The organism is Psychrobacter sp. CX16 (assembly GCF_057396245.1).
The window spans coordinates 1-13,706 of record NZ_JBXYJF010000027.1 but is presented as its reverse complement, the minus strand read 5'-3'; the positions used below and the strand labels follow the sequence as shown (position 1 = coordinate 13,706).

Sequence of the window (13,706 nt, the reverse complement as noted above, 5' to 3'; positions counted from 1 at the left end):
CTGATTAGTAGGCAAAACACAGATGTTAAACATTTGGAAATAGGAATAAACTTGGTTTATTCAACGATCCCTATTCGTCTTAGAGAAGTGGTTAATCTAAGTCTGATTAACCCTTCTAATTCGTACTAAGAGACACGTTGCTAGTGTAAAGTTGGCAGCGTGTTTTTGTTTTATAGATACTTCTATTGATTCTGATTTTTCTATTTAAATTAATCCCAACTTTTAAGCCGACTATTATGTCAGTAAATTCTACGAAAAAATTAGCCCAGGCCATTTACGTTTCTTTGACGGCTTTATCCGTCTTAGCGGTAACCGGTTGTCAGCCGCAAAGCGATGAGACTGGCGATGATAATAAAAGTGCTGAGTCAACCAAACAGATAGCCGATAGTTCAAGAACTGAAGTGATTGAATCACTCGCCGGCGTACCGTATAGCCAACTTGTGACTTTTGATCCGCAAGAGGTTAAGCAGGGCGGTGATACCGGTATTAGTATCACCTCTGCAGAAAGTTACTCTAAGCCGTCCTCTAATATCACGCCGTCACGTAAAGGCGATTTCTTTATTGGCAATGCTTTTTTTAAGCAGCCTTGGGTCGTTGCGCCGGCCAGTACCGACAGTCGAGATGGTCTGGGCGCATTATTCAATGTAGCAGCCTGTCAGTCTTGTCATATTAAAGACGGGCGAGGGCACGCGCCTATGTCGGCTAACGATGATGCGGATAGTTTGTTGATTCGGTTAGCAATGCCTGCGACGACGGCTGAGCAAAAGTCAGCCTTAGAGCAGTCTCAGGTTGAGAAGATTGCCCATGCTGTATACGGTGGACAGTTACAAGACCGCGGTGTGCAAGGAGTGCCAGCAGAGGCAAAAATAGCAGTGAAATGGCAAGATGTGCCAGTGACATTCGCAGATGGTCATATCGAGACGCTGCGACGTCCTAATTTTCAGCTGATCAATCCTGGTTATGGTCCCTTTGATGATGATTTAATGGTATCACCAAGGGTCGCACTACCTATGATAGGTCTTGGCTTATTAGAATATATTCCTGCACAGGCTATTCAGCGTCAGGCAGATGTTGATGATAAAAATAAAGATGGCATCAGCGGTAAATATAACTGGGTAATTGATCCTCAAACTGGCAAGCAAGCATTGGGTAAATTTGGCTGGAAAGCAGGTCAGACCCGCCTTATTACCCAAAATATGAGCGCTTTTAATGAAGATATGGGGCTGACCTCACGCATTCGGCCGATCGAGTCTTGTACTAAAAATCAGCCACAATGCTTAAACGCCACGACCGGCGCTGATGATCAAGGTGATGGCAAGCCGCCGGTTGAAGTCAGTGATGACGTGGCTAAATTTGTTGAGTTTTATACTCAGAATTTAGCAGTTCCTCATCGCCGTAATGCAGATAAAAAGAATGTTCTGGCCGGTAAAAAACGCTTTTATGACATGGGTTGTCAAGACTGCCATACACCGCGTTATCAGCTACCAAAAGGTGATGATAGTCATATTGAGCAGCAAGGTCAGGTGATTTATCCTTATACAGATTTACTGCTACATGATATGGGTGAGGATTTAGCAGACCGTACTGTAGCGGGTAAGCTACCACCAAAAGACGCTCAAGTTGAGTTTTTAGCGACTTCTTATGAATGGCGTACACCTGCATTATGGGGCGTGGGTCTAGCGCAAACCGTAGATTCGCAGGCTACCTTCTTACATGATGGTCGGGCACGTACATTGATGGAAGCGGTCTTATGGCATGGCGGTGAGGCGGCACCGCACAAACAAAAGGTATTGCAGTTAGATAAGCAAGGCCGTGAGGAATTGACCGCCTTCTTAGAGTCATTATAACGACCACTGGATAATAAATAAAAGAAACAGTAAATGGGCGGGGAGTGGATTAATATAAACCACTCCAACCTTGTAAATTGACAACATTAGATTAAGACAATCACTGAGAACACTATGAAAAAACACCAACTGGCAGCCATGGTTTTATCTGCTTTAAGTGCCGGTATATTAATGAGCTGCACTAAGCCTGAAGAAACGCCACAAGAAAATACACGTGCTCAAAACAGTGATAAGAGTACGCATACGGCGACACAAGCGAGTACTGATATCAATAATTCTGCAAATATTCAGAAAATAGAATTATCTGCAGATACCGCAAAAAGCTATCTGACTCAAGTGAATGACCATCAGATATTACCAGCGTATCAAAATGTTTTGCAGCAAAGCCAACGATTAAATGAGTTAGCGACCAAAAGCTGTCAAGCGAGTAGTACGGTTGATAGTGAGCAATTAGCTGCATTACGCGCGCAGTGGCTAGAGCTTGCCAAAGCGTGGGCCAGTGCCGAGGTTGTTAATTTTGGTCCGGCAATGGACAGTATGAGTAACCTTTATATTAATTATTATCCAGATGAGCGCGGGCTTGTGCATCAAGGGGTGATTGACCTAATCGATGCCAATCCTAATCTAACCCCAGAGGAGCTTGCATCAGAGAGCGCCATCGTGCAAGGTATACCTGGATTAGAGGAAGTACTGTATGCTAATGAGACGCTAAGTGCAGGCCAGTGTCAGTATGTGATTAGTGCGAGCGGCGCATTAATAAATCGCTTAGATAATGTGCATCAAGCATGGTCAGAGCAGCCGGATCAGCTATTAGGTATCGATGACTCTGGTGGTATGCTAGGTATGAACCGCTGGATCAACTCTATCTTGGCCTTGGTTGAGACGACTAAGAGCAGCTCATTAGATCAGCCTTTGGGGTTAACGGGTAACAAAAAAGGTCACTTACCTGCCGATGCGGCTGGTCAAAGTCGCGAGATTATCACGGCAAAAGTGGCGGCGCTAAATAAAGCTTTAACCGATCCTGCTCTAGTCGCTATCTTATCTGAAAATAGTCAAGAGACTATAAGCGATCAGATGTCTACTTTATTGGCGGAGATATCAAGTTTATTAGCAGAATTGCCTGAAGATATCGCAGATGCCAATACCGAGCAACAAAAAGCCTTATACGATAAGCTTACTGAACTGACTCAAGTCATTAAACGTCAATTAATGCCAACTCTTGGCGTACAAGTAGGCTTTAACGATACGGACGGCGATTAATATTATGTCGAGTATACAGACACTAAAGGCCGGTGCCAAAACCTTAGCCTTAACGGGTCTAGGTACAGCCGCTTTGGTTGGTGCTCATCATTTGGGACGTAAGCAGTACAATCCCAATGTGCGTTTGCTCGATTATGCGCATGGAATGATGCATCAGATGCGTACGCTACAGGCAAAGGGATTATCTAATAGTGAGTCTGATGTTAGTGTTAGTACTCAACAAGTTGCCCAAACAATTCAGGTAAAAGAGACTGTTGATAATGTTCTGTTGAATAACAATGCACCGTGTTGGGTTAGCGGTGTGGCGGATTTAAATACCAATGCGTTTGCCGTAGTAGGTATCGATGAAACCCGGCAACTTGTTTGGCAAACAACAATGCCAGAACGGGTGCATGACATTCTTATTCAGCCTACACACAGTAGTGAGCCTCTAAAGTTAGATAAGGCTCAACATGTGGCCGTAATGGGGCGTCGTCCTAGTGAGTGGTTTTGGATATTGGATGCTCAAACCGGCACGCTTCTGCACAGTATTCATGCCGAAGAAGGCCGTCATTTTTATGGTCATGCCTGTTATAGTTTAGCGGGTGACTTGTTATACGTCACCGAAAATAACACCGAAGACTTTAGCGGTATTATTGGTGTTTATGACGTTGCTCAAGACTATAAAAAAATCACTGAATTTGCGTCACACGGTATCGGCCCACATGAAATTGTGATGCATCCGGATGGCGAGACCTTGGTGATTGCCAATGGTGGTATCAAAACTGAACGAGCCTCGCGTGAAGAGTTAAATCTCGATAGCATGCAGCCGTCCCTTGCTTATTTGAATCGTCATACCGGTGAATTGCTGGAACAAATATTTCCTGAGCATAATCAGATGAGTGTGCGTCATCTGGCAATGCATGACAGTGGCCGAGTGGCTATCGGCATACAATTCCAAGGTCCACGTCATTTAAGCGTACCGATGGTATTAATGCATAGACGAGGAGAGGCTAATTTTACACCGCTGCAAATCCCTAAACACGATACCAAAGGTTGGCACCGATTCCACCATTACATCGCAAGTGTGGCGATTGATTCAACTCACAATTTATTGTGCGCAACCAGTCCACTAAGCGGCTGTGCATCTGTGTTTGATTTAGATACAGGGCTGCTTATTGACGATACCATGCTTGCTGATTGTGCTGGCGTGACAACAGGGGCTTCAAAAAAAGAACACGAGTCAAATCAAAGGTCACCACAGTTTTTAGTTAGTGATGGACAGGGTCACCTAACCAGTATCCGTATCGAGCGTCAGACAGATGAGCAAGGTAATAAAGTGCCTGTGTTAATGAGTGCGGATAAAGTACATCAGCCGTATGCGTTTGATAATCATCTTACGACTTTAACCATAGCCAATAGTTAGCCGTAATGAGGTTTAATAGCGGTTCATCAAAGACTCAAACGGCAGAGATTTATCATCATCTTGAGCAGATATTGGCAGAGGCAGACATTCAGCTCAATATCACCCGTAAGCGGGTTAAAAATATCAACTTTCGACTAAAGCTGAACCAACTATCTGTATCCGCCCCACATTATGTGAGCGATAAAGACATTGTTGCTGCCTTATCTCGGCGTATCGAGTGGGCGATTACTCAACATGCTAGCCTATTAAAACGTCAGCGTATGCTCGAATCTCAAACGCCAGACATAAGTAGAGATAATAACACTCAATCTGATAATGACTTCGCGCCTATTTATTTGTGGGGAGAGCCGCAAAGTCTGATTATGGGCGAAGCGGAGAGATTGCATTGGTATCGTAGCGAGCTGCAACAGGTGATGCCTCGCCTATTTGCCAAGTGGCAGCCGATTGTCGGCGCTTATGCCAATGAGACACGTATCAAAAAGATGAAAACACGATGGGGCAGCTGTAATACCCGTGCCAAAAGGGTTTGGCTATCGGTCTATTTGCCTGCCTATCCTATAGAATGCACTGAATACGTTATTGTGCATGAATTGTGTCATCTGCATCACGCCAATCACAGTCCAAAATTTTGGGCGGAAGTGGTGCGTTCTATGCCAGATTATAAACGCTGGCATAATAAGTTGGCAGGCAAGTCAGGTGATGTTGATTAGGTCCCTCCAAGGCTTTGCAGTCTTTATTAAAGGCCCTCAAAGTCGACTGGCTAAAAGCTCAATTTCTCGTCTTATATTCTGCTGGGCGATGTGCTCGCACTGATGATAAAAATCTTCAGTAAAGTATAATCGATTACGATTCAAAAACTGTTCGAGTACCGATCTTCTCCCCTCTATAAAGTTATGATTGCTAACATGAGCATACTCAAGCCGAACGAGCTCTGAGTAAGTCTGATAATCTACCCAATCAGCGCCTAGAACAGCCAAATCCATATCCAAAAAGTATTTAGCGTCTTGTGCTGTCAAATTGACTCTATTTTTTGAGTGTGTATCACAACTTTCTATCTGGTGTTTAGCTGTCATCATGATCAGCGTATCAACTTGCTCTACGAGTTTGCTCGATAACTTTAACTGTAGCGACCGCCGGAAATAGTCTGCGCTCTGTCTTTCATTATCAGCCTGAGTTGGGTCATAAATAATATCGTGATACCAAATAGCCAACTCCACCGCAGTCTTATTTTCAATATACTGAGTATAACGATCTAAATTCTGCAGCATATGATAAATATGAGTTAACCGATGATAATATCGATGTGGCTCGTTGTAATGATTTAGTAGCTCATCCCAACGTTTGGTTATCCATGCAGTCTTTTCATCAATATCTAACACTTGTTTATTTGAACCATTATCATCAAAGCCGTCATGAGAGATAGGCTGCAATATTAAGGCCGCAAAGCGGTGCTTAAGTGCTTCAAGAGTGGCTTCACTTAGTTTAGTCATCTGCTCTACCACCTTATGTTGGATTCAATATACCAAATGCTATTTAACCCTTTAAGCTATTACGTAGACGCTTTCTCTAGCGCATCTTTAAAGATTTGACCCAATAGATTTATATCATCAACACGGGCATAATTTAGGCGAGTCACAAAGGCAATGCGGCGGTGTGGTCCTTTTTCAGAAAGTGGTACAGTAGCCACTTCGTTATTTTGATGACGCACTTGTTTTAATGCCATCTCCGGAATGAGGGTAGTCCCCATGCCAGCGAGTGCCATTTGAATCAGCGTATTTAAACTGGCATCAGAGAAATTAGACTTAAACTCATCACGGTCAAATGAGCAGACAGACAGCGCCTGATCGGTTAAGCAGTGTCCTTCACCCAATAGCATCAGTTTGGCTTGGCTTAGTTCCTCAGCGCTAATGGTCTCAAGCTTGGCCAAAGGGTTATCATTTGGGAAAATAGCAAAGAAATCTTCTTGCCAAAACTCAAAGGTATGCAGACCGTCAACGGCATAAGGCAGGGCAATAATCGCTGTATCAATATGACCGTAACGCACTTGCTCAAGCAGACGCTCAGTTTGACGTTCTACCACTGTCATACGAAAGTTAGGATATTGCGTCTTTAGTTCGGGCAATACTTTAGGTAATAAATAGGGTGCAATCGTTGGAATCATGCCGACTGTCATAGGATAGGCAAGCGGTGTTTGATGACTGTGAGCACGTGTGGTTAAATCGTGTATTTCAGAAAAAATACGCTGCGCACGAGTCAAAATCTCCTCGCCGATCGGGGTAATCAAAACTTGTTTGTTATTACGCTCAAAGATTTGAGTATCGAGCTGCTTTTCAAGCTCTGCAATACCTAAGCTTAAAGCGGATTGAGAGATATTGCATTCTTCTGCAGCTCGTTTAAAGTGACGATGTTTAGCGACAGCGATAGCAAATTCTAATTGTCTTAAAGTAATCATTTTTTAATCTCTAATAGATGTTTTAATAGTAAAAGCAGTTTGATAGGGTTTTTAATCGGTTCTTATTATTGGCAGTTAAAGATAAGGTGTTGAAATTTACGGTTCGACTCGCATATATTTAGTAATCAAGTTAATAAGAGTAGCGAGTCTTTAATGATATTGTCATAAGCATAATAAAATAGATTTTATGTTTTATAAAATAAAACATCAAGTTAAAATGTTTAAACTAGATTAAACCACTATCTTTGTTAAAATACATCTTGTAGTTAGCCAATAACTTTTACAATCAATAACATCATATTTCTGTCATGGCAATATGATAGGTTATACTGGATTTAGAAAGTTTTAGTCAGTCATATAATAATCATTTTTAGTTAAACCCACCAATAAAAAAGGAGCCAAAAAATGGCGTCAATTATCAATCAAGAAATTCCTGAGTTTTCAGCTGAAGCGTTCGTTAACGGTGAGTTCAAAACCATCACTTCAGACGATGTTAAAGGTAAATGGGCTATCTTCATGTTCTATCCAGCAGACTTTACATTTGTTTGCCCAACTGAACTTGAAGACATGGCAGCTCAGTACGAAGAGCTTAAAGGCCTAGGTGTTGAAGTATACTCAGTTTCAACGGACACTCACTTCACGCATAAAGCATGGCATGATTCTTCAGAAGCTATTGGTAAAGTTAATTTCCCAATGATTGGCGATCCAACTGGTCGTATCACTCGTGGCTTCAACGTAATGATTGAAGAAGATGGTCTTGCAGAACGTGGTACGTTCGTAGTAGACCCAGACGGTAAGATTCAGGTTGCTGAAATCCATGCTGGCGGCATCGGCCGTAGTGCAAAAGACTTAGTTCGTAAAGTGAAAGCAGCTCAGTACGTTCGTGAAAACGACGGTGAAGTTTGCCCAGCAGCTTGGGAACAAGGTCAAGAAACGCTTAAACCAAGCCTAGATCTAGTAGGTAAAATCTAATTTTTCTTCTTTAATATAAAAGAAAGATTAGCTTAAATCTTAAAAAGCTCCGCTATTTATTTAGTGGGGCTTTTTTTATATCTTATAAGAATGTCGAGTATAAAAAGAAAGGCCATACCCACTAATATTATCATATAGGGTATGGCGTTTTTCTGGTTTAACCCGTTAAATAGTGGCCTATATTATAGGTCAATATCAATGGTGTTAGAGGCATTGCTCTGATTGCTGATCTTCTTAGTATCAATCTCTTTGGATACTTCAAGAATAGTAGTCTGATTAGATTTATCTAAGTATTTTTGCGCTTTATCGACCTCAGTAGTTAAGGTGTCTACCGTTTGCTTCATATTATCAAGCGCTTGAATCTTATAGTTGCTAATCATGTCCATGGTTTCATAGACGTTATTAAACGCATTTTGCAGTTTATCAAGCTCAATAGTACTATTAGTCGCTTGTTCATGAATTTCTGTGGATTGACGTTTCATCATTGCAGAAGTTGATTCAATCAAGCTACTGGTTGTTTTGTTAAGCGCCGTAATCTGATCAAGTACCAGCTTCTGATTGGTCATAGCTTGAGCAACAACAACAGCAGTACGTAATGCAGATACCGTAGTTGTGGTCGCACGGTCCACACCTTTAATAAGCTCTAAGTTGTTTTTGCGAATGGTATCTAAGGCTAAATAACCCTGAACGTTTACTGCTAGCTGGGTTAAAAAGTCAGTATTTTTCTGACGCACATAAAACAGCATCTCTTCTTTAATAATGCGTGCCTTTTCAGGATCCGTCGCTTCAATCTGATATACCTTTTGTTCCAACTGCTCGTCAATTTTTTTACCGACATAAATATATTGACGGATTTGCTGCATAAGATTCCACATATTGACTTTTTCTTGCTCAATCATGGCGTTGTCTTTTAGCAGTTCGTCTTTACCGTTATATAGACTGGTTACGACCGCATTAATATGCGATTGCGCCGATTCATATTGACGAAAATAATCTTGAACCTTATTACCTAGCGGAATTAAGCCAAACAGTTTACGTGAGCTGGTTAGCTGTTTTTTACTAGGATCTAAATCCTCAACAATACCGCGCAACTCAGTTAATGACTTGGCGATGGGAGAGTTATCGAACAAGCCTTTATCTAAGCTTTTGGCGGGCAGCTCAAGCATACGGTTTGATACCTGAGCCGACTCGCGGATTTCTTTGTTACCTAGATTATGAATCGATTGCACATTTTCTTTAAACTCATCGCTTTGCACAGGATTAGTCAATACGTGATTCACAAAAGCATCAACTTTGGCGTCGAGCTCAGGAATTTGATTAGAATCAAGTTTAACAATCTGATCCGCTTCACTGGTTGGGACTTCTTTTACCGGCTCAGGCGGCGTTAAGCTAATAGATGGGGTACTGGCGTTTTCTGGTGGTGTCAATTCTTGCATTGAAAATCATCCTTTAGTTTTAATGTTCAATTTCAAATATAGAGTCTTTATTGTAATTAGCGTTACCGCTTTTATAGACTCGCTTATAATTAGCTATATAGTTTCTAATAACTCTATGTTTCTAATAACTCTGTATTGTCTAAATAGTACAAGAAAGCAGGGCTTGATGATATTAGATAAAAGTAAATAAAACCAAACCAATACGCAGGCATAAAAAACCACCAATTTGCAATGACAAATTGATGGTAGCGTTCGATTGTGTCATTAATCAACTATCAATGACGGTCAACCAAACTTATAACGCATTAAAAATAGCGTTGAACTATTATTTTTTACGAGTTGGGCCAAGCAACATACCCATTTGACGGCCTTCCATCTTAGGATGTTGCTCAACATTTGAGAGTTCAGCGGTATCTTCGATGATACGCTCAAGCTGCTGACGGCCAAGGTCTTGGTGAGCCATTTCACGGCCACGGAAACGAATCGTTACCTTCACTTTGTCTTGGTCTTCCAAGAAGCTGATGATTTTACGCAATTTAACTTGGTAATCTGCTTCATCAGTACTTGGGCGCAATTTCATCTCTTTAAGCTGAGTTTGCTTTTGGTTCTTTTTCGCCTCTTTCGCCTTTTGCTTTTGGTCATACAAGTAACGCTTGTAGTCCATAATCTTACAAACAGGCGGTTTAGCATCCGGTACCAATTCAACCAAATCTAGATTGTCATCACGAGCCGCTTGACGGGCTGTTTCAATGTCGACAACGCCCATCTGTTCGCCGTCTTCTTTTACTAGGCGAACTTCTTTTTGCTGAATCTCTTCGTTGATGTTCAAACGGTTTGACTGTTTAATAGGTATTACTCCTCATCAGTTTTTGTTGTTAGTCGACCCTTTTGGGCGACAGCTTTCTGTACTAATTCAATAAAGTCAGCCACAGACATCACGCCAAGGTTTTCGCCTTCACGTGTGCGTACGTTTACTTGTCCTGACTCAACTTCTTTATCCCCTAATACTAGCATATAGGGGATACGTTCTAATGTTCTTTCTCGTATCTTAAATCCAATCTTTTCATTACGCAAGTCACTAATAGCACGCAGGCCTGCATTTTTAAGCTCGCTCACCACATTTTCACAAGCAGGAGCTTGTTTGTCTGTGATATTCATAACCACAACTTGCTGCGGCGATAACCATACAGGCATCCAACCAGCATAATGTTCGATTAGCATACCCAAAAAGCGCTCAAATGAACCTAAGATAGCGCGGTGCAACATAACTGGTGTGTCACGTTCGCCATTCTCGTTAATAAATTCTGCGTCTAAGCGTTTTGGCAAATTAAAGTCTAACTGCAATGTACCGCATTGCCATACACGGCCAATTGAGTCACGTAAGCTAAACTCAATTTTAGGACCATAGAAAGCACCTTCGCCTTCTTGTAGTTCCCATTCAAGACCCGCATCATCAAGCGCTTCTGCCAGCGACTTTTCGGCCGCATCCCAAAGCTCATCGGCACCCACACGCTTTTCAGGGCGAGTTGATAGCTTCATTTCAATATTATCGAAACCGAAGTCTTTATAAACGTCTAAGGTCAGCTTAATAAAGTCAGACGCTTCTTTACCAATTTGTGCATTGGTACAAAAGATATGTGCATCATCTTGCGTAAATCCGCGTACACGCATGATGCCATGTAGCGCACCAGACGGCTCATTACGATGGCACGAACCAAATTCTGCCAAACGCAGTGGTAGGTCACGATACGATTTTAAGCCTTGGTTAAAGACTTGCACATGACAAGGGCAGTTCATTGGCTTGATGGCGTAGTCACGGTTTTCACTGTGTGTGGTAAACATATTTTCAGCATAGTTATCCCAGTGACCCGACTTTTCCCACAAACCTCTATCGACAATTTGTGGTGTCTTAATCTCAAGATAGCCATTATCTTGCTGTACTTTACGCATATACTGCTCAAGCACTTGATAAATGGTCCAGCCATTTGGATGCCAAAACACCATACCCGGCGCTTGCTCTTGCAAATGAAACAGATCTAGTGCCTTACCAATCTTACGGTGGTCACGTTTTTCAGCCTCTTCAATACGCTCAATATAGGCTTTTAGATCTTTTTTATCCGCCCATGCAGTACCATAAATGCGCTGAAGCTGTTCGTTCTTGGCATCACCGCGCCAGTAAGCACCGCTCATTTTCATAAGCTTAAATACTTTTAAGAAACGCGTGTTCGGCACGTGTGGGCCACGGCACATATCGACGTATTCTTGATGATGATATAAGCCGAGCTCTTTTTCTTCTGGCATCTCTTCAATCAGTTTGAGCTTATAATCCTCACCGCGCTCTTCAAAGATTTTAATCGCTTCATCACGAGGCGTCATCTTTTTGATAACGTCATAGTTTTGCTTAATCAGCTCTGCCATGCGCTTTTCAATAGCGGCCATGTCATCCGGTGTAAATGGCTTTTCACTATAGATGTCATAATAAAAGCCTTCTTCAATCACCGGACCGATGACCATTTTCACATCTGGGTACAGCTGCTTCACCGCATGACCTAGCAAATGCGCACAAGAGTGACGAATAATATCCACACCGTCGGCATCTTTTGGGGTCACAATTTCAACTTTAGCGTCATGGGTGATTGGGTCACTTGCATCAACAAGTTTGCCGTCTACACGTCCTGCGATCGTTGCTTTTGCAAGGCCAGGGCCAATGCTCTCAGCCACTTGCATGACTGAAGTCTCACCTTCAAACTCTTTGACACTGCCATCAGGCAAAGTAATTGCAACCATAATCTAAAATCCAAATTATTTATAATATAAATTAAAATTCATCACCATTATAATTGTGACGAAAATAACAAACACAACCATTAAAACAGAAAAACCGACCTCAAAGCCAGTTTATAAGTCGTCATTCATCCTATTATAAAGGATTTTTTATCCGTTTTTATAGCTATTCCTGCTTTTCGCTACTATCTACATAAGTGAATGACGCGATGGCTTAGTTTGGCAAGTCTCCTGCTTCGCGAGCCTAGCCAAACTAACCTATCGTACCTCATTCGCTCATGTAGTATATCCGCTGCAATCAGGGCTAGCGGCAACATCGTGTTCTTGCTACTATCGTCTGTGCTATGAAGGTTATCTTATTGAAAAAGACTGATTAGAGTTAAGAGCTCATTTAGAATAATTAGCAATTTAAATAGCACATTACAACTAGAACCAATGTTTTAGTTGTTTAGAAGGGGGTGGCATGTTTTGTTAATTACTCAAAGAAAAGAGCTTTTGTTAAAGGTGGTATGGTTTTTAGTGATGGCAGGCGTCATGTATTGCAGAATATATGATTACCTTTCAAGATACGAAGCGTTAGCGCTCTTTGTCATCTATACATTAATACATGTACTGGTTATTGAAAGGCTAGTACTTGGCAAAATAAAGATAGCGAATAAGAAATGAAGTCGAACAAGAAAAGTCGTAACGAGAAGAGCAATAAAAAATAGCCATTAGCTAGGTTGCATAGTACTTAGTGTCAAATACTTATTAATACCTTATTCTCTCAACTCTTGATATAGGCTGTGGCTTTGGCCCAGCATTTTTGGTTAAAGGTCTTGATTTGATAGTTTAATAGCACCGGCGTACATTGAATTATGATGAGTTGAGAACGGGGTTATTAATAGTTTTTAACATTAGTCTCTAAATACGAAGCGTGTGCTGTAGCAGCGAAACCCACGGTTTATATTTCAAATTAAAGCGTATATCTTAATGAAACGTTGACGATAACTATGACCTACAATAGGTGAACTAGAATTAGCTGAGCGGGTAGTTAATAAGATTTGTACCTTTTGAATATCTCAAATCAAAACAATACTCTATTGTTGTTTAAATAATTCTCCCACCCGATAGACCCTGCTCTAATAGTCTATATAATACGCTACCTGTTCAAGAGAAAGCCTAGCGTAAGCGAAGCGGATAAAGAATTAAAAACTTTAAAAAAGCTCTTGACTAAATAATTAAAGCGTCTATAATACGCACCTCATCGGGACAACGAGATTGCCAATTGAAAGGTTGGATTCAAGTTACCTGAATGAAACGAATTAGAACAAAAGCTTGACAGGAATCGAAAAAGTGATATACTGGATGGCTCGCTAAGTAAGAACGCAAATTGCTTAAACTTATCTTAGTGTTAAACTTACCGCGGATGACGCGATAAGTCAACTATTTAAAAGCTAAAATCAAAGAACAACTTGTGTGGATTTTTGCTGATTTAGGATGCTAAAAATTAAAGTTGGGGCTATCTCTTATCGGGGTAGTGACTAACTATAAAAATTATCATTCTTTAA

General features: G+C 41.4%; 10 protein-coding genes. 5 read left to right on the top strand and 5 right to left on the bottom strand.

The annotated features are described in order from the left end of the window. Positions 1-236: 236 nt before the first annotated feature. The 4 genes from AC2SLM_RS10090 (at position 237) to AC2SLM_RS10075 (ending at position 5,222) form a co-directional block, all read left to right on the top strand. Positions 237-1,847, top strand: coding sequence for a di-heme oxidoreductase family protein (locus AC2SLM_RS10090; protein ID WP_486553632.1), 1,611 nt, complete (start codon positions 237-239; stop codon positions 1,845-1,847). Positions 1,848-1,961: 114 nt separating this feature from the next. Continuing rightward, positions 1,962-3,107, top strand: coding sequence for an imelysin family protein (locus tag AC2SLM_RS10085; RefSeq protein ID WP_486553630.1), 1,146 nt, complete (start codon positions 1,962-1,964; stop codon positions 3,105-3,107). Between the two features lie 4 nt (positions 3,108-3,111). Then, entirely contained in the window at positions 3,112-4,512 is a 1,401-nt protein-coding gene (locus AC2SLM_RS10080) for a DUF1513 domain-containing protein (protein ID WP_486553629.1), read from the top strand. A gap of 5 nt (positions 4,513-4,517) precedes the next feature. Further along, positions 4,518-5,222, top strand: a complete 705-nt coding sequence (locus AC2SLM_RS10075) for a M48 family metallopeptidase (RefSeq protein WP_486553628.1) — start codon at positions 4,518-4,520, stop codon at positions 5,220-5,222. 36 nt (positions 5,223-5,258) lie between these two features. Here AC2SLM_RS10075 and AC2SLM_RS10070 read toward each other — a convergent pair whose 3' ends face one another. Together AC2SLM_RS10070 and AC2SLM_RS10065 are read right to left on the bottom strand one after the other, a co-directional pair. After that, on the bottom strand, positions 5,259-6,002 hold the full coding sequence (locus AC2SLM_RS10070; protein ID WP_486553626.1) for an HD domain-containing protein: 744 nt from the start codon (positions 6,000-6,002) through the stop codon (positions 5,259-5,261). Positions 6,003-6,061: 59 nt separating this feature from the next. Then, entirely contained in the window at positions 6,062-6,964 is a 903-nt protein-coding gene (locus AC2SLM_RS10065; RefSeq protein ID WP_486553625.1) for a hydrogen peroxide-inducible genes activator, read from the bottom strand. A 405-nt stretch (positions 6,965-7,369) separates the two neighbouring features. Here AC2SLM_RS10065 and ahpC point away from each other — a divergent pair, with 405 nt between their 5' ends. Next, on the top strand, positions 7,370-7,936 hold the full coding sequence (gene ahpC / locus AC2SLM_RS10060) for an alkyl hydroperoxide reductase subunit C (RefSeq protein ID WP_486543776.1): 567 nt from the start codon (positions 7,370-7,372) through the stop codon (positions 7,934-7,936). Between the two features lie 182 nt (positions 7,937-8,118). On the opposite strand, the gene AC2SLM_RS10055 is transcribed toward ahpC, so the two are convergent. The 3 genes from AC2SLM_RS10055 to thrS form a co-directional block, all read right to left on the bottom strand. Continuing rightward, positions 8,119-9,372: a toxic anion resistance protein gene (locus tag AC2SLM_RS10055; RefSeq protein WP_486553623.1), complete on the bottom strand. Its 1,254-nt coding sequence runs from the start codon at positions 9,370-9,372 to the stop codon at positions 8,119-8,121. Positions 9,373-9,697: 325 nt separating this feature from the next. Beyond that, positions 9,698-10,201 carry a translation initiation factor IF-3 gene (gene infC, locus AC2SLM_RS10050; RefSeq protein WP_486543778.1) on the bottom strand — a complete coding sequence of 168 codons (504 nt, stop codon included), beginning with the start codon at positions 10,199-10,201 and terminating at the stop codon, positions 9,698-9,700. Positions 10,202-10,224: 23 nt separating this feature from the next. After that, positions 10,225-12,159 (bottom strand): threonine--tRNA ligase, encoded by a 1,935-nt coding sequence (gene thrS / locus AC2SLM_RS10045; RefSeq protein WP_486553622.1) that lies wholly within the window; start codon positions 12,157-12,159, stop codon positions 10,225-10,227. Positions 12,160-13,706 lie beyond the last annotated feature (1,547 nt).

Bases quoted from the DNA above. Each gene is read 5' to 3' on its own strand.
- AC2SLM_RS10090 (WP_486553632.1), top strand. From the start codon at position 237: ATGTCAGTAAATTCTACGAAAAAATTAGCCCAGGCCATTTACGTTTCT.
- AC2SLM_RS10085 (WP_486553630.1), top strand. From the start codon at position 1,962: ATGAAAAAACACCAACTGGCAGCCATGGTTTTATCTGCTTTAAGTGCC.
- AC2SLM_RS10080 (WP_486553629.1), top strand. From the start codon at position 3,112: ATGTCGAGTATACAGACACTAAAGGCCGGTGCCAAAACCTTAGCCTTA.
- AC2SLM_RS10075 (WP_486553628.1), top strand. From the start codon at position 4,518: ATGAGGTTTAATAGCGGTTCATCAAAGACTCAAACGGCAGAGATTTAT.
- AC2SLM_RS10070 (WP_486553626.1), bottom strand. From the start codon at position 6,002: ATGACTAAACTAAGTGAAGCCACTCTTGAAGCACTTAAGCACCGCTTT.
- AC2SLM_RS10065 (WP_486553625.1), bottom strand. From the start codon at position 6,964: ATGATTACTTTAAGACAATTAGAATTTGCTATCGCTGTCGCTAAACAT.
- ahpC (WP_486543776.1), top strand. From the start codon at position 7,370: ATGGCGTCAATTATCAATCAAGAAATTCCTGAGTTTTCAGCTGAAGCG.
- AC2SLM_RS10055 (WP_486553623.1), bottom strand. From the start codon at position 9,372: ATGCAAGAATTGACACCACCAGAAAACGCCAGTACCCCATCTATTAGC.
- thrS (WP_486553622.1), bottom strand. From the start codon at position 12,159: ATGGTTGCAATTACTTTGCCTGATGGCAGTGTCAAAGAGTTTGAAGGT.